Raw genomic sequence first — 18,816 nt, forward strand, 5'->3', positions numbered from 1 at the left:
CCATGCCCAAGCCGGTTCTGTTGCTGACCCGCCAATTGCCGCCCGCGATCGAGGCACGTGCCGCCCGCGACTACGCGCTGGTGTCCAACCCCACCGACGAGCCCTGGTACAAGGACGGCGCCGAGATCGCGCGCCGGGCGGCCCAAGGGGGACATGGGGGCGCGGCCGGCATCCTGATCGCGGCGGGCGACCCGTTCAACGCGGCCACCATCGCGGCGCTGCCGGCCTCGGTGCGGATTCTCTCGACCTTTTCCGTGGGCACCGACCATATCGACCTGAAGGCCGCGGCCGCCCGGAACATCCTGGTGGCCAACACGCCCGACGTGCTGTCCTTCGCCACCGCCGAGATCGCCTTCACCCTGCTGCTGATGGCCGCCCGCCGCGCGGGCGAGGGCGAGCGCATGGTCCGCGCCGGGAACTGGGCCGGCTGGGCCCCCACCCAGCTGATGGGCGTGACCTTGCAGGGCAAGCGCCTCGGCATACTGGGCTATGGCCGCATCGGGCGGGAGATGGGGGCGATGGCCAAGGGCTTCGGCATGGAGCTGCACTATCGCAACAACCGCCGCCTGGCGCCGGAACTGGAAAACGGCGCGCTGTATCACGACAGCGATGCGGGCTTCCTGGGCGCCATCGACGTGCTGTCCATGCACATCCCCGGCGGCGCCGCCACGGCGAAATGGCTGAACGCGGAGCGCATCGGCCAGATGCGGCAGGGCGCCATCGTGATCAACACCGGGCGCGGCAGTACCGTGGACGATGAGGCGCTGATCGCGGCGCTGACCACCGGGCGGATCAGGGCCGCCGGGCTCGACGTGTTCGACGGCGAACCCCGCGTGCACCCGGGTTATCTGGGGCTGGAGAATGTGGCGCTGCTGCCGCATCTGGGCAGCGCCACCATCGAGACCCGCGACCGGATGGGCCATTTGGCCCTGGACAATCTGGACGCGGTGCTGCTGCGGGGCGAGGCCCCGCCGGCGCTGGTGGGTTAGGCCCGGACATTCCGCAGGAAGGTGTCCGCCTTCTCGCGCAGGATCGCGGCCTGATCGGTCAGCGTGCGGGACGCGCCCAGCATGTCCCGCGCGGCGCCGCCCGTGGCGCCGGCCGCGCGCTGCACATCGCCGATGCGGCGCACCACCACCCCTGTGCCCTCGGCCACCTGGGCGGCGCTGCGGGCGATTTCCCGCGTCGCGGCGCCCTGCTCCTCCACGGCGCCGGCGATGGCGGTCGTCACCTCGTTCATGCGCTCGATGGTGGTGCCGATATTGCGCAGGGCGGTCGCCGCTTCCTCCGTCGTGCCCTGGATGGCGTTGATCTGGGCGGCGATTTCCTCGGTGGCCCTGGCGGTCTGGCTGGCGAGCGACTTCACCTCGCTGGCGACCACCGCGAAGCCCTTGCCGGCCTCGCCGGCGCGCGCGGCCTCGATGGTGGCGTTCAGCGCCAGCAGGTTGGTCTGGCCCGCGATGTCGCTGATCAGCCGCACCACGTCGCCGATGCGCGAGGCGGCCTGCACCAGCCCCTGCACGGTGCTGTCGGTCGCCCGCGCTTCCTCGGCGGCGGCGCGCGCCACCTGGGCGCCCTCCCCCACCTGGCGGGTGATCTCGGCGACAGAAGCGGCGAGTTCCTCAGCACTCGCGGCCACGGCCTGCACATCGCCGCCCGCGCGGTTGGAGACCTCGGCCACCGCGTCGGCCTCACGGCCGCTGACGTCGGCGGCCTCGCTGACCGTGGCCGCGCCCTGCTGCATCTGGGTGGCGGAGGCGGCGACCGATTGCACGACGGAGCCGATCTCGGCCTCGAACTGGTCGGCGAGGCGCACCTGGGCTGTCACGTTGGACCACATCAGCATGGCGGAGGTGTAATTGCCCTTCTGGTCGCGGATGGCGCTGATGCGCAGGTCCAGCGCTTCCTCGCCCAGGCGGATGCGGGCCTGGTGCGGCAGGTTCTCGGGCTTGGCGAGCAGCGCGCGGATCCGCTCCGGGTGGCGGTGGAACACGTCGATGCTCTGCCCCATCAACCCTTCGGCCTTCACCGGCAGCAGGTGCTCCACCTGCTGCACCAGGCGGCGGCTTTCGGGGTTCATGTAGTCGATGCGGAAATCCTTGTTGGGGTCGGCGGTCATCACGCCGATCGCCATCTGCTCCAGCATCTGGCTCTGCGCGAAGGCGTGGCCCGTCACCTTGCGCAGGGTCTCCAGCGCCTTGGCGATGCGCCCGATCTCGTCACCGCGGTCCTGGTCGGGCACTTCGCGGCTGGTCTCGCCGCCGGCGATGGCGTCCATGATGGCGGCCATGGCCCGCAGCGGCGCGCCGATCGCGCGCGTCAGCAGCAGGCCGGAGACCAGCAGCACCAGCGCCACCGCCCCGCCGGTGTACAGGGTGTTGTCGTTCATGCTGGCCACGGCGGCGGTGGAGGTCGCCACCGCCTGCTCCACGCCCTGGTTCAGGCTCTCGACGGCGCGGGTCAGATGGGCCTGCAGCTGTTCGCGTTGCGGCACCGAGCGTTCGCGGCGCATGGTCACGATGGTGGCGTTCGCCGTCATCAGCGCATCGGCCTGGCGCACGATCTCATCGCCGATCTGGCCCATCCGGCGGGCATCGGCCTTCAGGCTGTCGGGCATGGCGCTTTCCAGCCGACGGATATGCACCCGCTGCTGGCTGGAGGCCCGACGCACCCGCGCCGCCGCGTTCTCGGCCCCCGAGGCGAGATACAGGTTCACCCCCACCCGCACTTCCGTCAGCGCCGTCATGTAGGTGCCCAGCACGTCGCGCGCATTGTCCAGCGCGTCCCCCTGCAGGGCGAAGCCGATATTGGCCGCCAGCGCCTCATAGGCCTGGTCGAATTCGGGCATGCGCGGCAGCAGCCGCTGATCGCGGATGGTGATGATCTGCTGCCGCAGATCGGCGATGGCCTCGAAGGTTTCGGTCAGCGCGTGCAGCTGCTGGCGGGCGGCGTCCAGCGCCTGGCGGGCGGCGGGCAGGGCCGCCAGGTCACCCGCCTGGTGCGCCAGGGCGCGGGCGCGTTCCATCGCCTGGCGCATCGTCTCGTTCTCGGCCTGCACATCGCGCACGGTCTGGGCCAGCAGCACGCCGCGCTGGGCCAGGGTGGCGGTCATCGCCTGGTCCATCGCCTGGAAGGCCGCGACGCGGGCCTGCGTCGCGCGGGTCTGTGCCAGCGCGGCCTCCCGCGCCGTGCCGGCATCCGAGCGCACCATCACCACCAGCGCGCCCAGCATCACCATCGTGAAGCCGGAACTGACCGCAAGTTTCTTCCCGACCGACAAGTTACTGAACACGCGCATCCCGACGCTCCGAATTGGCTTGTGACCGGGAACATGACGCCTCAGCAACTAACCGAGGGTGAACGGCCCCCTCGACAGCCGGAAATTTCCCGGGCGATATCGCGGCAAGCCCGAAAGGAACCTCCATGAACTTCGATTTCGAAGCGCTGCCCCCCGTCGATCGCTACAAGCTCGTCACCTCCACCGTGGTGCCGCGCCCCATCGCCTGGATCGTCAGCCAGGATGCCCAGGGGGTGGTGAATGCCGCGCCCTATTCCTTCTTCAATGCCTTCTCCAACGATCCGGTGATCATCGGCGTGGGCTGCGGGCCGCGGCCGGAGGGCTCGGACAAGGACACGCTGGCCAATATCAAGGCCACCGGCCAGTTCACCATCTGCCTGGTGCCCTATTCGGCCATCGACGGCATGAACGTCACCGCCACCGATTTCCCGCCCGGCACGGATGAGATCGCGGCGGCGGGGCTGACCACCGCGCCGTCGGTGAAGGTGAAGCCGCCGCGCATCGCCGAAAGCCCGGTGGCGCTGGAATGCGAGACCTTCCAGCTGATCCCGGTGGGGCACCACACCATCGTGCTGGGCAAGGTGCTGGGCATGTACGTGGCCGACGAGGCGGTGCTGAACGCCGAGAAGCGCTACATCGACACCCCCAAGCTGGATCTGGTGGGCCGCATGCATGGCGGCGGCTGGTACGCCCGCACCACCGACCGCGTGGAGGTGCCGCGCATCCCCTATGCCAAGTGGCTGGAAAGCCAGGGCTGATCTGGACTTTCCCGGCCAGCCGTGTAGAGCGCGAGTGAGAATGTCTCGCAATCAGCCCGTCCTGGCCGGGGTGCCCACCAGCACCCTCCCTCCCCTGCACCGCCTGCGGCGGATTCCAGCCCTGGGCTGGCTGGGGCTGGCGCTGGCGCTGCTGGTGTCCCTGCCGCTGCTGGCCGTGCTGGCCGCCGCCGCCGTACCCGCGGGCGAGGCTTGGCGCCATGTGCTGCACACCACCCTGGCGGAGATGCTGGGAAATTCCGCCCTGCTGGCCGTGGCGGTGGGGCTGATGGCCGCCAGCGCCGGGGCGATTTCCGCCTGGCTGGTCTCCACCTGTGCCTTTCCGGGCCGGCGGCTGGTCGAGGTCGCGCTGCTGCTGCCGCTGGCGATGCCGGCCTATGTCTCGGGCTATGCCTACACCTGGTTGCTGGATGTGGCGGGGCCGGTGCAGAGCGCCATCCGCGCCGCCACGGGCCTGACCTGGCGGCAGATGGGCTGGTTCCCCGAGATCCGTTCCCTGCCCGGGGCCGCGCTGGTGCTGGCCATGGTGCTATACCCTTACGTCTATATGCTGTGCCGGGCGGCCTTCCTGCAGCAATCCACCTGCCTGATCGAGGTCTCCCGCACGCTGGGGCACAGCCTGACGCGCAGCTTCCTGCGGGTGGCGCTGCCGCTGGCCCGCCCGGCGCTGGCCGCCGGCACCGCGCTGGTGCTGATGGAGGTGCTGGCCGATTTCGGCACCGTGCAGCATTTCGGCGTGCGCACCTTCACCACCGGCATCTACGAGACCTGGTTCGGCATGCAGGATCGCGGCGCCGCCAGCCAGCTTTCCGTGGCGCTGCTGGCCTGCGTCGCCCTGCTGATGTTGGGTGAGCGCTTCGCGCGCGGCGGCCGGCGCTATCACCCCATGACCACGCGCCACCCGCCCTTCCGCCCCGTACAGCTGGCGGGGTTCAAGGCCTGGCTGGCGCTGGCGGCCTGCCTAATGCCGGTGCTGCTGGGCTTCCTGGTGCCCGCCGGCACGCTGCTGGTGCTGGCCTTGCAGGCGGGTGACCCGCTCTCGCCCCACCGCTACCTGCCCTACGCCACGCATTCCCTGCTGCTAGCCGGGATCACGGCCGTGCTGGCGGTGGCGCTGGCCGGGGTGCTGGCCTGGGGGGTGCGGCTTTCGGGCCATTGGCTGACGCGGGTTTCCGCCCGGGTGGCGGCACTCGGCTATGCCCTGCCGGGCAGCGTGATCGCGGTGGGCACGCTGATGCCCTTCGGCATCTTCGACAATGCGCTGAACGGCTGGACGCGGGCGCATCTGGGCGTTTCGGTCGGGCTGGTGCTGTCAGGCAGCATCGCAGCGCTGGTCTTCGCCTATCTCGTGCGGTTCATGGCGGTGGCGCTGGGGGGGCTGGAAAGCGGGCTGGCCCGACTGAAGCCCAGCCTGCGGGACGCCGCCCGCAGCCTGGGCGCCACCGCCGGCCGGGCGGTGTGGCGCGTCGAGATGCCGCTGTCGCGCGGGGCGATGCTCTCGGCGGGGTTGCTGGTCTTCGTGGACACCATGAAGGAACTGCCCGCGACCCTGATCATCCGCCCCTTCGATTTCGACACGCTGGCGGTGCGGGTGAACACGCTGGCCTCGGACGAGAGGCTCGCCGAGGCCTCCAGCGCCGCCCTGCTGATCGTGCTGGCGGGGCTGGTGCCGGTGATGATCCTGACCCGGGCGATGCGCCGGCGGGATTAGGGCCTGCGGACAGCTGGCTTACGGGCGCGTCAGGCGGTGCTTTTCCGCGCCGGCGGCGTCAGAACCCTCGCCAATGCCCCGGCATTGGCTTCGGCTTCTTCCTGGCCAGCACGAAAAATCCCTCGCCAGCCGCATCCCGAAGCCAACTATCCGCAGGCCCGGACCTCACCTCAAGGTCGGCGAGATCCCCGACACGCCCGTCGCCTGCTCCAGCCCGGCCAGCGCCGTCAGATAGGCCGCCCGCGCCTGGTTCGCCGCCACCCGGGTAGTGTTCAGCGTGCGCAGCGCGTCCATCACATCCAGCAGCGAGGACCCGCCGGCCAGATAGGCCTGCTCCGCGCTGCGATAGGCGGCCTCGGCCCGGCCCAGCGCGCCACTGGTGTACAGGCGCAGCAGGGTGCGGGATTGCTCGTACTGGCTCCAGGCCGTGGCGAAATCCGCGCGCGCCTGCAACAGGGCGCCGCGGGCCTGGGCCTCGGCGGCGGCGGCCTGGCCATTGGCCACGCCGATATTCCCTTCCGTGATCCGGCGCGTGAAGATCGGGATGCCCAGCTGCACCGTGAACTGGTTGCTGGCGGTGATCGGCACCTGGCTGGTGGGCTGGTCCTGCGACAGGCGGGTTCGGTTGGCGCCCGCGCTGACCGTCACGTCGCGCCAGCGCCCGGCCTCGGCCAGGCTGCGATTGGCGCCGGCGGCGGCGGCGAAGCGGGCGGCGGCCACCACATCGGCGCGGTCCTGCACGGCCTCGGCCAGTTGTTCGCGCGTGACCCCCAGGTCAGGGATGGCGGTGAAGCGGCCCTGCACGTCGAAGGGCAGTGCGGGCACCACGCGCGCGATGGAGGCGGTGGGCACGCCCTGGGCGCGCCCGCGCGCGGGCGGCGGTGCCGCGGGTTCGGGCAGCGCGCGGCCATCGGCGGCATCGGCGGCCAGCGTCACCGCCACGGCGGCGACGGCCGCGGCATAGGCCTGGGCGTTGGTGGTCACATCCGCCTCGAACACCACGCGGCTGGCCTGGAAGCGCAGCAGGTCGCCCTCCGGGATCGCGCCATCGCGCAGGCGGCGGCGCAGCAGGTTCTCGGTGTTGTCCAGCGAGGCGCGGTTGGCCAGCGCCACTTCCAGATTGGCGCGCGCGGCCAGCGCCGCGATGAAGTTCTGCCGCAGGGTGAACAGCTGGGTGCGCAGCGCGTCCAGCACCTGCGCTTCGGCGGCGCCGATATTCTCCTGCGCCAGGCGGGTGCGCAGCTCACGCTTGCCGCCCAGCTCCACCAGCATGCTGATGCCGACATTGACGTTGTTGTTCGGCCCGAAGAAGCGGGCGCCGGTGATGCCGCCGCGCGCGCGTTCCTGGAAATTGGCGAAGGTGTTGCCCACCGACACCTGCGGCGGCGGCAGGGAGGACGCGACGAGGCGCCGCGCGCGCGCCGCATCCACCCCGCGCCGGGCCGCGATCACGGTCAGGTTGCGGTCCAGCAGCAGCTGCTCCGCCGCCTCGATGGTGATGGGCTGCGGGGCGCCGGCGGCCGGGGTGGCGGCGGGCCGGTTCTGGGCTGTGGCGGGCTGGATCAGGGGCGGCGCGGTCAGCGCCGTGCAGCCCAGCAGCAGGGCCGCCAGCAAGGTACGGGGGGTGTTCATGCGTGCGTTCCGTCATGCAGGCCGGCGCGGGCGCGGCGCTCCCGCAACTGCTGCTCGCTGTGCTCAAGCCCCTTGGGGCGCCCCAATGCGTCGATCATGGCCGGAAACACCACCAGAATGAAAAAGGGAACAAGACCGATTCCGCCTACCACCACAAGGGCGAGCGGCTTCTGCACGTCGCTGCCGATGCCGGTGGCCAGCGACATGGGCAGCAGCCCGCAGAAGCTGGCAAAACAGGTCATCAGCACCGGGCGCAGGCGATCCCGGCCGGCCTGGTCCAGCGCCTCACGCCAGAGCAGCCCTTCGGATCGCAAATGATTGAAGTGGGACAGCATGATGATGCCCTCCATCACCGTGATGCCGAACAGCGCCAGGAAGCCGATGGCCGCCGGCACCGAGAAGTTCAGCCCCGCCAGCGCCAGCACCGCGATGCCGCCCGTGACGGACAGCGGCACGATGCCCAGCACCAGCAGCATCTCACGCACGTTGTTGAACTGGATGTAGAGCAGCAGCATCACCAGCGCGAAGGCCACGGGCACCACCCGGGTCAGCCGGCCCACCGCCTCCTGCAGGTTCTTGAACTCGCCTTCCCAGGAGAGGGAATAGCCGGGCGGCAGCTGCACCCGCCGCGCCACGGTCGCCTGTGCCTCCTGCACCGTGCTGGACGGGTCGCGCCCGCGCACGGAAAAGCGGATGGGCACGTAGCGCGTCGAATCCTCGCGGTAGATGTAGGAGGTGCCGGAGACCAGCTCGATCTCCGCCACATCGCCCAGCGTGGCCGCGCGCGGCCCGCCCACCGGGATGCGCCCGATGGCCTGGATATTGTCGCGGAACGGCGCTGCGAGGCGCACCATGATCGGGAAGTTGCGGTCCGCCCCGCGCTCATACAGCCGCCCGGCCTCCCGCCCGCCGATCGCGGCCTGGACCACGTCGTTGATGTCCTCCACCGGCAGGCCGAAGCGCGCGGCCCGCGCCCGGTCGATGGTGATGGCCACCGTGGGCTGGCCCTGGGTGCGGAACACGCCCAGGTCGGCGACACCCGGCACATGCTCGATGGCGGCGCGCACCTGTTCGGCGATGCGGGCCAGCACGTCGGTATCCGGGCCGCTGACCTTCACGGCATTGGCGCCCTTCACGCCCGAGGCCGCCTCCTGCACGTTGTCGCTGATCGCCTGGGAGAAGCTGAACTCCACCCCCAGGAAACGCTCCGTCAGGCGGCGGTTGATGGCGGCGACCAGCTGTTCGCGGTTGTGGCCGGTGGTCCATTCATGCGGCGGGCGCAGCGGGATGAAGAATTCGGAGTTGAAGAAGCCCGCGCTGTCCGTGCCGTCATCCGGCCGGCCATGCTGGGAGGTGACGGTGATCGCCTCCGGGAATTCGCCCAGCGTGCGGCGGATGCCGTTCACGGTGGCGTGGCCTTCCTCCAGGCTGATGGTGGCGGGCATGATGGCGCGCACCCACAGGTTGCCTTCCTCCAGCGTCGGCAGGAATTCGGCGCCCAGCAGGGTCGCCAGCCACACCACGGCGGCCAGCAGCACGGCCGAGAGCATCAGCACCACCTTCCGCGCGCCCATCGCCACCGCGTAGCAGCGCTCATGCACCCAGCGGGAGCCACGGACCAGCAGCGTGTCCTTCTCCTGGCTGTTCTCGCTGAGCAGCACGGCCGACAGGGCCGGGGTGATGGTGAAGGTCGCGAACAGCGCGCCCGCGATGGCATAGGCGTAGGTCTTGCTCATCGGGCCGAAGATGCGGCCCTCGATGCCGCCCAGCGTGAACAGCGGCATGAAGGCGGCCACGATGATGAGCGCGGAGAAGAAGATCGCCTTGTCCACCTCCCCGCCAGCCCGCAGGATGATCAGCTGGATGCCCGACAGCCCCTGCCCGCTGGCGGAGGGGCGCAGATGCGGGTGTTTCCGGGCCAGGTGCAGGTGGCGGTAGATGTTCTCGACCATGATCACGGTCGCATCCACCAGCAGGCCGAAATCCAGCGCGCCGAGGGAGAGCAGGTTGGCGCTCTCACCCCTGACCAGCATCAGCAGGATGGCGAAGAAGAAGGCGAAGGGAATGGTCGCCGCGATGACGATGGCGCCCCGCAGGTCACCCAGGAACAGGTACTGGATGATGAGGATGAGGATCACGCCCTCGATGATGTTCTTCACCACCGTCTTGGTGGTGATCTTCACCAGGTCCTCGCGGTCGTAGATGGTCAGGATGCGCACGCCGGGGGGCAGCACGCCGCCCGCGTTGATGCGCGCCACCTCCTGCTGCACGGCGTGGATGGTGGGCAGGGTCTGCTCGCCCCGGCGCATCAGGATGGTGGCCAGCACCGCCTCGTCGTCATCCGCATGGCCCGCGATGCCCAGGCGCGGCAGGGCGCCGACCTCCACCGTCGCGATGTCGCTGAGCAGGACGGAGGTGCCGCCCTCGGCGTTGGCCAGGACGATGTTGCGCACGTCGTCGATGCTGCGGATCAGCCCGATGCCCTGCACCACGGCCGATTGCGGGCCGATGTTCACCGTGCCCGCGCCCACCGTCAGGTTGCCCGCGCGCACGCGCTGGATCACATCCGGCAGGGACAGGTTGTAGGCATTCATCCGCGGCAGATCGACCACCACGTTGTAGGCCTTGCTGCGCCCGCCGAAGGTGCTGACATCCACCACCCCCGGCACCCGGCGGAAGCGGCGCTCCAGCACCCATTCCTGCAGGGTCTTCAGGTCATCGGGCGAAAAGCCCGGCGGGCCCACCAGCCGGTAGCGCATGATCTCGCCGATGGGGCTGAGGGGCGAGATGGTGGGCGACACCCCATCCGGCAGGCCCGACAGCGTGGCCAGCCGGTTCAGCACCTGCTGCAGGGCCTGTTCGTAATTGTAGGCGAAGGTGAACTGCACCCGCACATCCGACAGCCCGAACAGGCTGGTGGAGCGGATGACGTTCAGGTTGGGCAGCCCGGCCATCGCCACCTCGATGGGGATGGTGACGTAGCGCTCGATCTCCTCGGCGCTCTGGCCAGGATTCTGGGCGATGATCACCACCTGGGGCGGCACCGGGTCCGGGTAGGCCTCGATGTTCAGGCGCAGGAAGCCCGCCACCCCGGTCGCCACGAACACCGCGAAAAGCAGCAGCACCAGCGCCCTGCGCTGCAACGAGAAGGCGACGATCTGGCGCATGGACTACCCCGGGCGAATATAAGTTCTGGTTAATCTATGCGGGCTGCGCGGTCTATGAACAGCACGCCGCCGGTCACGATCCGGTCGCCGGCCGACAGGCCCTCGGTCACTTCCAGAAGGTCGCCGCTGCGGTTGCCGGTGGTGATGCGGCGCATGATGAAGCGCCCGCCATCCATCGCCACCCAGACATTGGCCTCGGCACCGCGATAGACGATGGCGCTGACCGGCACGGCGGGGTTGTCCCGGGCCTCGCCCACCTCGATGCGGAAGGTGGCGAACATCTCGGGGCGCAGCAGGTTCTGCTCGTCCCGCACCTCCGCCTGCACGGTCATGCGGCGGGTGGTGGGGTCGAGGCCCGCGCCGGTGCGGGTGATCCGCGCCTCGAAGGTGCGGCCCGGCAGGGCGCCGACGGAGACTTCCAGCGGCAAGCCGTCGCGGATCAGCGGCACGTCCATCTCGCGCACCGCGGCGACCAGCCACTTGCTGGACAGGTCGCTGATGGTCAGCACCGGGTCGCCCTGGCCCGAGGTCAGCCACATGCCGGGGGACAGGCGGCGCTGGGTGATGGTGCCGGCGAAGGGCGCCGTGACGGTGACGATACCGCTGACCTGGCGGGTGCGCTCGATCTCGGCGATGGCCTGGGCGTCCCGGCCCAGCACGCGCAGGCGGTCCCGCGCGGCGGCCTGGGCCGATTCGGCGATGTGCAGGTCGGATTCGGCGGAGCGCAGGGCGGCGCGCGCCTGCTCCACGTCGCGCTGGCTGGCGGCGCGGGCGCCGAACAGGGATTGCTGGCGCTGGTCCTCACGCCGGGCCTGGGCCAGGGCGGTCTCGGCCTTGCGCACATTGTCCAGCCCGGAGAGCAGGTCATTGGCGGCGGAGGTGACGTCGGGGGTCTCGACCTCGAACAGCGGCGCGCCGGCGGCCACGCTGTCGCCCAGCCGCACGAAGGCGCGGGTGACGCGGCCGGTGAAGGGCGCCAGCACGGGGGTGGAGCGGTCCTCGTTCACCGAGATCCGGCCCTCGGCCACGCGTTCGGCGCGGAAGCTGCGGCTGGCCACGGGCTCGATGCGCAGCGCGCGCATCTCGGCTTCGGAAAGACGGAACTCGCCGGGCGCCGAAGGCGCCGGGGCGGTGGCGAGGGAGGGCGTGTTGCGCGTGGCCTCGGCGTGTTCGTTCAGCACCATCACGCCCGCGCCCACACCGGCCAACGCGGTGCCGAGCAGCAGCAGCCACAACCAGGGGCGGCCTGCCCTGACCGGGGCCGGCGTCATCTTGTCCTGGTGTTCCGCGGCCTTGGCCTGCGGCTTGGCGGGCACGGCGGGCGGATCGATCACGTCCATGGTTTTTCCAGTCAGTTCCTGCCAAGGCATTCGATGCCTGCCGGAACACTGGAAGCATGCGCACCGATTGCGGCGAAGCCGCGACAGGGGCATGACATTGCTTCAGCAGCGAGGTACCGGCGAAGCTGAACCTAAGCTGAACGATCCCGGATTACCAGTGCGATTCCCTGAAATCTAGGACAGGTTCGCCGGGCGGGGATGCCGCCCGGCATCGCGCCCTCAGATCACCAGCTCGATCAGGAACGGCCCGGTGCTGGTCAGGCTCTGGCTCAGCAGGTCGCCCAGCTGGTCCAGCGTGGTGGCCTGGGCGGCGGGCACGCCCATGCCCTCGGCCAGCTTCACCCAGCCGATATCGGGGTTGCCCAGGTCCAGCATGTCCAGCGCCGTGGGGCCCGGGTTGGCGCCCACGCCCAGATATTCGCCCAGCAGGATCTGATACTTACGGTTGGACAGCACGATGGTGGTCACCGGCAGCTTCTCCCGCGCCTGGGTCCACAGCGCCTGCACCGTGTACATGCCCGAGCCATCGGCCTGCAGCGCGATCACCCGCTTGCCGCCGCCGCCGATGGCGGCCCCGGTGGCCAGCGGGAAGCCGCAGCCGATGGCGCCGCCCGTGATCTGCAGCCAGTCATGCCGGGGCGCGGCGAAGGTCTGCGGGAAGAAGCCGCGCCCATAGGAGACGCTCTCATCCACGATGATCGCGTCCTCGGGCATCAGGGCCGCCACGGTGCGGGCCAGCCCCTCCGGGGTGGGGGCGCCACGGGCCGCCTCGGGGCGGGGGCCGGGATCGGCGAAGGGGGTGTGGGTGGCGCCCAGCTCATCGGCCAGGGCCAGCAGCCCGGCCTCGGCATCCTGCTCGGGGCGGGTCAGCAGATGCAGCTGCGCGCTCTCGGGGTAATGCTTGGAGGGCATGTTGGGATAGGCGAAGAAGCCGATCGGGCCCTTGCTGCCGACCAGGATGATATGCTCGACCGCCTTCAGGTTCTCGATCGCCTGGGCCGCCGGATAGGGCACGCGCTCCAGCTGCAAACGGCCCTGGCCGCGCGCCATGCGGGGGGTGGAGGTCTCGGCCAGGATGCGCGCGCCGGTCTTCTGCGCGATGTTCCAGGCGGCCTGCTGGGCGGCCTCGGTCTGGGCCGGGGCGCCGCCGAGCAGGATCAGCACATTCTGCTTGGTGCGCAGCACATTGGCCGCGGCGCGGACCAGATGCGGGTCGGCCTTCGGCACTTCCGGCACCGGCAGGGGGGCGGCCACCACGCCGCCCGGGTTCCAGCAGGTGTCCGAGGGCAGGATCATGGTGGCGATCTGGCCCGGATAGGTCATCGCGGCCTGCACGGCCTGCACGCCCTCGGCGCCCACATCCTCGGCCCGGGCGGCGGTGCGCACCCAGTGGGAGACGCCGCGCGCGAAGCCCTCGGTGTCGCCGGTCAGCGGCGCGTCGTATTGCCGGTGATAGGTGGCCTGGTCGCCCACGCAGTTCACGATGCCGCTGCGGGCGCGGCGCGCGTTGTGCAGGTTGGCCAGGCCGTTCGCCAGGCCCGGCGCGCAATGCAGCAGGGTGACAGCGGGCTTGCCCGCCATGCGGTAGTAGCCATCGGCCGCGCCGGTGACGATGTTTTCCTGCAGACCCAGCACGCAGCGCATGCCGGGCACCCGGTCCAGCGCCGCGACGAAATGCATCTCACTGGTGCCGGGATTGCTGAAACACACCTCGACCCCGGCCCCCAGCAGGGAGTGGACGAGGGATTCCGCACCGTTCATGCCGCTCACGTTTCTTCTCCAATTCCTCAACTGGGGCGGAGCCTGCCCATCATGGGCCGTGACGGCAAGCCGGGGGGCGGCTAGCTTCGCGCCATGCTCAAGGCGGTCAAACTCGGCTTCATCGCGGGTGTGCTAGCGTTTCTGGTGTTCCACCAGGGCACGGTGCACCTGCTGCATTATCTGGGCGATGGGCTGCGGCCCTGGATCGGGCATGTGCCGGCGCCCTTCCCGATGGGCCGGGTGGCGCCGCTGGGGGTGCCGCAATTCGTCTCGCTGGCATTCTGGAGCGGAGTCTGGGGCATCGTCCTGGCGCTGCTGCTGCGCCTGACCCGCCTGCCGGACCTGCTGACGGGCTTCCTGTTCGGGGCGGCGGTGATCACGGGCTCCGTCTTCACCTGGATCGCCACGCTGAAGGGGCTGCCGCATTTCGCGGGCGGCAACCAGCAGATCATCCTGCGGGCGGTGCTGCTGAACGGGGTGCTGGGCTGGGGGACCGCGGTGTGGCTGCGGCCGATGTCGCTCAGGGGCTGACTACCCCTGGTTGATCTGGATCATCTCCCGCACGCGGGGATAGATCATGTTGGCGAAGCGCCGGCCGCTGAACACGCCGTAATGGCCCACCCCGGTCTGCAGATGATGGCTGCGCATCGTTACCGGCAGGCTGCGGCACAGGTCGAGCGCCGCCATGGTCTGGCCGATGCCGCAGATGTCGTCGCGCTCGCCCTCCACCGTCATGATGGCGGTGCGGCGGATCGCCTCCGGCCGCACGGGGCGGCCACGCCAGGTCAGTTCGCCCTTGGCCAGGGCGTGGTCCTGGAACACGGTCTGCACGGTCTCCAGGAAGAATTCGGCCGGCAGATCCATCACCGCCAGGTATTCGTCGTAGAAGCGGCGGTGCTGGGCGGCCTTGGCGGCGTCACCGTCGAACAGGGACCAGAACTGCTCGTGATGCGCCTTCATGTGGCGGCCGATGTTCATGGTCATGAAGGCCGAGAGCTGCAACGCGCCCGGATAGACCTTCCGCCCGCCACCCCGGTGGCGCCACGGCACCTCCGAGATCAGGTTGGAGCGGAACCAGGCGATGTCCTTGCTCTCGGCCAGGCGGTTCACGTCGGTGGGGTTCTGGCGGGCGTCGATGGGGCCGGCCATCAGCGTCAGGCTGCGGGGGGAGTTGCGGTCCCGGTCCTCCGCCATCAGCGCCACGGCGGCGAGGGCGGCCACCACGGGCTGGCACACCGCCAGCATATGCGCGCCGGGGCCGATGGCGCGCTGGAACCGCATGATATGCTCGATGTATTCGTCCAGGCCGAAGCGGCCGGCGGCCAGCGGCACGTCGCGCGCATTGTGCCAGTCGGTGATGTAGACGTCGTGGTCCTGCAGCAGCACCTGCACCGTGCCGCGCAGCAGGGTGGCGAAATGGCCCGACATGGGCGCCACCACCAGCAGCTTGGGCAAGGGCTGGTCGATATCCTTGCGGAAGCGCAGCAGGGTGGCGAAAGGGGTGCTGGCCACCGCCTCCTCATGCACCTCCACCAGGCGGTTGCCGACGCGCACGGGAGCGATGTCATAGGCGGGGCGGGCGGTGCCGAGGCCCGCATGGCCGAACACCTCCAGCGCCGCGCGCAGGGCGCGCAGTCCGCCGAACACCGGGTGCGGGTGGGCCCAGCCCTCCAGCAGCTGCCCCAGCCCGCGCGCCTGCAGACGCAGCGGGGAGAGGATGTCCTGGCCCGTCTGCAGCATCGGATAGATCATGCTTGCCGCCCCATATTCAGGCGCCCATGTTGCCAGCGGCAAGGCGTTTCGCAAACGCGAATTGCTTGATAGCCTGCCTGGGCAGCGAGAGGATCGGCATGTCTGGCACGAAATCCCGGAAGAAGCCTACGGTGGCTCCCGCGCCGGAAGCGCAGGCGCTGCTGCGGATCAGCACGCGCAACTATTCCTCCTGGTCCATGCGGGGCTGGCTGATCGCGCGGCTGTCCGGCCTGCCCTTCCGGGTGCAGGCGGTCTCGCCCGACGACCCGGGCACCCGGGCGGAGCTGCTGCTGAACTCCTCCTCCATCCTCATCCCCTGCCTGGAGCATGAGGGGGCCGAGGTGTGGGACACGCTGGGCATCGCCGAATACCTGAACGAGCTGCGCCCCGAGGCCGGGATGTTCCCCGCCGACCGCGTGGCGCGGGCGCGCTGCCGGTCGATCTGCGGTGAGATGCATGCGGGGTTTCATGCCCTGCGCTCCTCTCTGCCGATGAACCTGCGCGCCTTCGTGCCCGGATTCCCGGTGTGGTCGGCGGCGCGGGCGGATATCGAGCGAATCCAGTTCCTGTGGCGCGATTGCCTGGGCCGCTGGGGCGGTCCCTGGCTGTTCGGGGCGCGATGCACGGTGGCGGATGCGATGTTCGCCCCGGTGGTCACGCGCTTCCGCAGCTATGACGTGGCGCTGGACGCGGTGTGCGAGGGCTATGCCCGCACTATCGAGGCTTGGCCCGACTTCCAGGAATGGGTGGCCGCGGCGAAGGAGGAACCGGAGGCGCGGATCACCGAGCTGGAGTTCGACGCTGAGTTCTGAGAGGTGGGCCCAATCTGTCCGCCACGGGGGTTGCCAAGCCCATCGCAACCCCATAGAAGGCGCCGCATCGCTGCCGTAGCTCAGTGGTAGAGCACTCCCTTGGTAAGGGAGAGGTCGAGAGTTCAATCCTCTCTGGCAGCACCATTAATTCCATGATTTTGCTTGGCCCGTAGAGATCATCCGGGCCAAGCATCGTTCACTAGGGTGCGCGGCGAATCGCAAAATCCCGCGCCCATCCGTGCAAAATCCGTGCAGCCGCACCGACGCAGAATCACGTTTCGTTCTTGCTCCCCCGCCCCGCCCCGGCTAGAATGCTGGGGCTGCGGCGGCGTGGATGGACACGCAATGCTAGAGGGCAGGTTTTTGGTTCCTGGAGCGTTGCAGCCCGAGTTGGTGGCGCGGAAGAGCCAGGGTAAAAAAGGCGGCGTAAGGGTGATCGGGCGGGCCGCGTCCAAGTAGCCGGGTATCAAGCCCCGGCCCGCAGTTTCAATTCTGGTCACTCTCTGGGGCTTACCCGGGGAGGCGGCGGCTGGGCCGAGGGGTAACTCCCCATTGCCAGCAGACTGCGGTGCGCAAGCAGGCGCCGGGTGGAAGCCCCGGACAGTTTTGGGCGCGGCCGGGCATGAGTGAGCCCTGAACCTGTAAATCCCGCTTACAAGTTCGCCCGCCGCATTAACATCACCAACCGCAAATCCTGCGACCCAAGCGGTTGTGCGCCAGGATCGCGGCGGCTGTCTCGCGGGTCAGCGTGTCACCCTCTCCGACCAGGATCGGGCGCCACGCGGTACAGTCAGCGCGCCCAATCGCGCCGCAACTCGGCAGCAGGATCAGGCACGCGAGCGACATCCATTTCCACACTGGCTCTCTCCTGGGCTTGGGCGGCGATCTGTTCGGCCTGACGGGCAGCGGCGGCCTGTGTCGCGCTACGCCGCCCGGCCAGCCACGCAGCGCCGAGGGCGGCCAGCACCGCCCCGGCCACCGCGAGCCAGCCCTGGACGCGAGCCCATAGCGCCGTGAGCATCACGCCGTCTTCCGCTGCGCTTTGGTCGCCAGCACCGCGCGGCGAGCCCGGAATTGAACGCGGAACACATCTTCCGGCAATTCAGCGTAGATGAACCGCCCTGCCCGGCGATCTTTGACGGCGATAGCCTTGAACTGCATCTCATGCACAAGACCGCAGTCGCAACACGCCATCAGATATCCGCGCATTTTCGGATGAACCCAGCGCGTGAACCCCCGAGATGTCACGGCCTTTTCTGGCTTGATCGTCGTCTTCACGCCGTCTTCCTCTGGCTAAGCGTCCAGGCCACCACGCCGATGGCGGCGGCGACCACCAGCGCCACAGTGGCCTGCCAGGGCCATCCGCCGAGGCTGGTCAGGATTGGCGCCGCGACGCCTGCCGCGCCGGTCAGGGTGGCGACGTTGATGGAGGCCGCGCCGGTACCGGTCTGGGCGGCCTGGGCCATGGTGGCGACGCGCTGCTCGCTGTACGGCGTGATGCCGTACAGCGCCAACCCTTCGTCAATCTCCGCATCCGTGTAGGGCTGGCCAGCACATTCCATGTCGATGATGGCCGCGACCAGGGGCCGCATGACGGAATAGGAGCGCACATCCACCCGCGCCGTTGGCGTCACGCCGACAGCCGTGGCTACCCGGCGCACATAGGCGTCCGTGTTGTTGTTGTCGGATGGAGGCGCCCAGGAACCGATCTGCGCCGCGATGGTGCTCAGGCCGCGCCGCGTCTGGTTGACCACGAGCTGTCCAGCGATGGCGCGAATGCCGTTCGCATGCGTGTCGTATTCCCCAAACCGGCGCTTGCTGGGCTCCATCCAGCTATCCCCCATCCCGATCTGGCCGCGCCAAGCGCGCTGCGGATCAGCGATGTAGTTCAGGTTCCCGGGGTTCTTATTCCGGTATCCCCGGCTGGTCTTCGGGTCAGGCATCAGTCCCTCCAAATTTTCACAGCAGCCCCAGCCACGAGCAGGCCCAGCAGGATTGTGGTGATGGCGGTCCCGACGCTGCGCACCGCCGCTCGCCGCATCTCGCGCCAGGCATCGAGCAGCCCGCGCAGGTCGCGGACATCCATCGCGGCGCCGTCGTCGTGCAGGCCGACACTGGCCAGGGCTTTTCGCGCCCCCGCCTCGGATGCGCGCTCCAAAAGCGTTTCCAGCTCGGAGTCAGTCACGGCGCCGGGTTTTCCACGGCCGCCTGGGCAACGGGCTTACACTGGCGCAGCATCGCCAGGGGCTGCGCCACCTGGTCGTGTGGCTGGCGGCCGAGATACTCAGACAGCCACTGTGCCAGCGCCACGGGCACCGCGAGCATGGGTTCGTCAGACATCTTTCCCCCCGTCACCGCAGCGCTGTCTGCACTGTGGGCAGTCCCGCCGCCGCGATATCAGATTGCCCGAAGGCCACCGCGATATCGGAGACACCCAGGTTTTTCATGATCATGATGGAAGCGCCGGTTGCCGGCGGGCGCGCCCAGACCGCGCCGCCAGTCGTGGCCGTGTACGTTTTCGGCACACCCGAAAGAAACAATGGACGCATATCATCGACGGCGCGTGT

At 69.7% G+C, this 18,816-nt stretch carries 16 protein-coding genes and 1 tRNA gene; 6 read left to right on the plus strand and 11 right to left on the minus strand.

The genetic code is table 11. The features are described from left to right. Positions 1–2: 2 nt before the first annotated feature. Positions 3–989: a 2-hydroxyacid dehydrogenase gene (locus GT007_RS01915; protein WP_160119859.1), complete on the plus strand. Its 987-nt coding sequence runs from the start codon at positions 3–5 to the stop codon at positions 987–989. On the opposite strand, the gene GT007_RS22290 is transcribed toward GT007_RS01915, so the two are convergent. Next, complete coding sequence (locus GT007_RS22290; protein WP_236571444.1) at positions 986–3,298, minus strand: methyl-accepting chemotaxis protein; 2,313 nt, start codon at positions 3,296–3,298, stop codon at positions 986–988. The two genes, GT007_RS01915 and GT007_RS22290, sit on opposite strands and share 4 nt — an antisense overlap. Positions 3,299–3,423: 125 nt before the next feature. On the opposite strand from GT007_RS22290, the gene GT007_RS01925 reads away from it, so the two are divergent. Then, complete coding sequence (locus GT007_RS01925) at positions 3,424–4,056, plus strand: flavin reductase family protein (RefSeq protein WP_160119860.1); 633 nt, start codon at positions 3,424–3,426, stop codon at positions 4,054–4,056. Between the two features lie 40 nt (positions 4,057–4,096). Continuing rightward, entirely contained in the window at positions 4,097–5,785 is a 1,689-nt protein-coding gene (locus GT007_RS01930; protein ID WP_160119861.1) for an ABC transporter permease, read from the plus strand. A gap of 165 nt (positions 5,786–5,950) precedes the next feature. Here the strand turns inward: GT007_RS01930 and GT007_RS01935 are convergent, their stop codons facing one another. The 4 genes from GT007_RS01935 to GT007_RS01950 form a co-directional block, all read right to left on the minus strand. Further along, positions 5,951–7,417 (minus strand): TolC family protein, encoded by a 1,467-nt coding sequence (locus tag GT007_RS01935; RefSeq protein WP_160119862.1) that lies wholly within the window; start codon positions 7,415–7,417, stop codon positions 5,951–5,953. Beyond that, positions 7,414–10,584: an efflux RND transporter permease subunit gene (locus tag GT007_RS01940; protein ID WP_160119863.1), complete on the minus strand. Its 3,171-nt coding sequence runs from the start codon at positions 10,582–10,584 to the stop codon at positions 7,414–7,416. Before GT007_RS01940 ends, GT007_RS01935 begins: the two co-directional genes overlap by 4 nt. 29 nt (positions 10,585–10,613) lie before the next feature. Next, entirely contained in the window at positions 10,614–11,924 is a 1,311-nt protein-coding gene (locus tag GT007_RS01945) for an efflux RND transporter periplasmic adaptor subunit (RefSeq protein WP_160119864.1), read from the minus strand. Between the two features lie 219 nt (positions 11,925–12,143). Beyond that, positions 12,144–13,685, minus strand: coding sequence for an acetolactate synthase large subunit (locus GT007_RS01950; protein WP_160120057.1), 1,542 nt, complete (start codon positions 13,683–13,685; stop codon positions 12,144–12,146). 93 nt (positions 13,686–13,778) lie between these two features. Between GT007_RS01950 and GT007_RS01955 the strand changes: the two genes are divergently transcribed. Then, positions 13,779–14,216, plus strand: a complete 438-nt coding sequence (locus GT007_RS01955) for a hypothetical protein (protein WP_160119865.1) — start codon at positions 13,779–13,781, stop codon at positions 14,214–14,216. Here the strand turns inward: GT007_RS01955 and GT007_RS01960 are convergent, their stop codons facing one another. Then, positions 14,217–15,437 (minus strand): polyhydroxyalkanoate depolymerase, encoded by a 1,221-nt coding sequence (locus GT007_RS01960; RefSeq protein WP_160119866.1) that lies wholly within the window; start codon positions 15,435–15,437, stop codon positions 14,217–14,219. Positions 15,438–15,568: 131 nt separating this feature from the next. Here GT007_RS01960 and GT007_RS01965 point away from each other — a divergent pair, with 131 nt between their 5' ends. Then, on the plus strand, positions 15,569–16,249 hold the full coding sequence (locus tag GT007_RS01965) for a glutathione S-transferase (RefSeq protein ID WP_236571445.1): 681 nt from the start codon (positions 15,569–15,571) through the stop codon (positions 16,247–16,249). 69 nt (positions 16,250–16,318) lie between these two features. Then, a tRNA-Thr gene (locus GT007_RS01970) sits at positions 16,319–16,393 on the plus strand. A gap of 646 nt (positions 16,394–17,039) precedes the next feature. On the opposite strand, the gene GT007_RS01975 is transcribed toward GT007_RS01970, so the two are convergent. The 5 genes from GT007_RS01975 to GT007_RS01995 are packed head-to-tail and all read right to left on the minus strand — an operon-like array spanning position 17,040 to position 18,589. Next, the gene (locus tag GT007_RS01975) at positions 17,040–17,273 is read right to left on the minus strand and encodes a hypothetical protein (protein ID WP_160119868.1); all 234 of its coding nucleotides are present in this window, start codon (positions 17,271–17,273) and stop codon (positions 17,040–17,042) included. Further along, entirely contained in the window at positions 17,270–17,527 is a 258-nt protein-coding gene (locus tag GT007_RS01980; RefSeq protein ID WP_160119869.1) for a hypothetical protein, read from the minus strand. The genes GT007_RS01975 and GT007_RS01980 overlap by 4 nt, the downstream gene beginning before the upstream one ends. After that, positions 17,524–18,192 carry a structural protein gene (locus tag GT007_RS01985; protein WP_160119870.1) on the minus strand — a complete coding sequence of 223 codons (669 nt, stop codon included), beginning with the start codon at positions 18,190–18,192 and terminating at the stop codon, positions 17,524–17,526. Before GT007_RS01985 ends, GT007_RS01980 begins: the two co-directional genes overlap by 4 nt. Further along, positions 18,192–18,434, minus strand: coding sequence for a DUF6127 family protein (locus tag GT007_RS01990; RefSeq protein WP_160119871.1), 243 nt, complete (start codon positions 18,432–18,434; stop codon positions 18,192–18,194). The genes GT007_RS01985 and GT007_RS01990 overlap by 1 nt, the downstream gene beginning before the upstream one ends. Continuing rightward, on the minus strand, positions 18,431–18,589 hold the full coding sequence (locus GT007_RS01995; protein ID WP_160119872.1) for a hypothetical protein: 159 nt from the start codon (positions 18,587–18,589) through the stop codon (positions 18,431–18,433). Before GT007_RS01995 ends, GT007_RS01990 begins: the two co-directional genes overlap by 4 nt. Between the last annotated feature and the right edge of the window lie 227 nt (positions 18,590–18,816).

The sequence above is a fragment of the Rhodovarius lipocyclicus genome, from assembly GCF_009900765.1.
In the GTDB taxonomy this organism is placed as follows: Bacteria; Pseudomonadota; Alphaproteobacteria; order Acetobacterales; family Acetobacteraceae; genus Rhodovarius; species Rhodovarius lipocyclicus.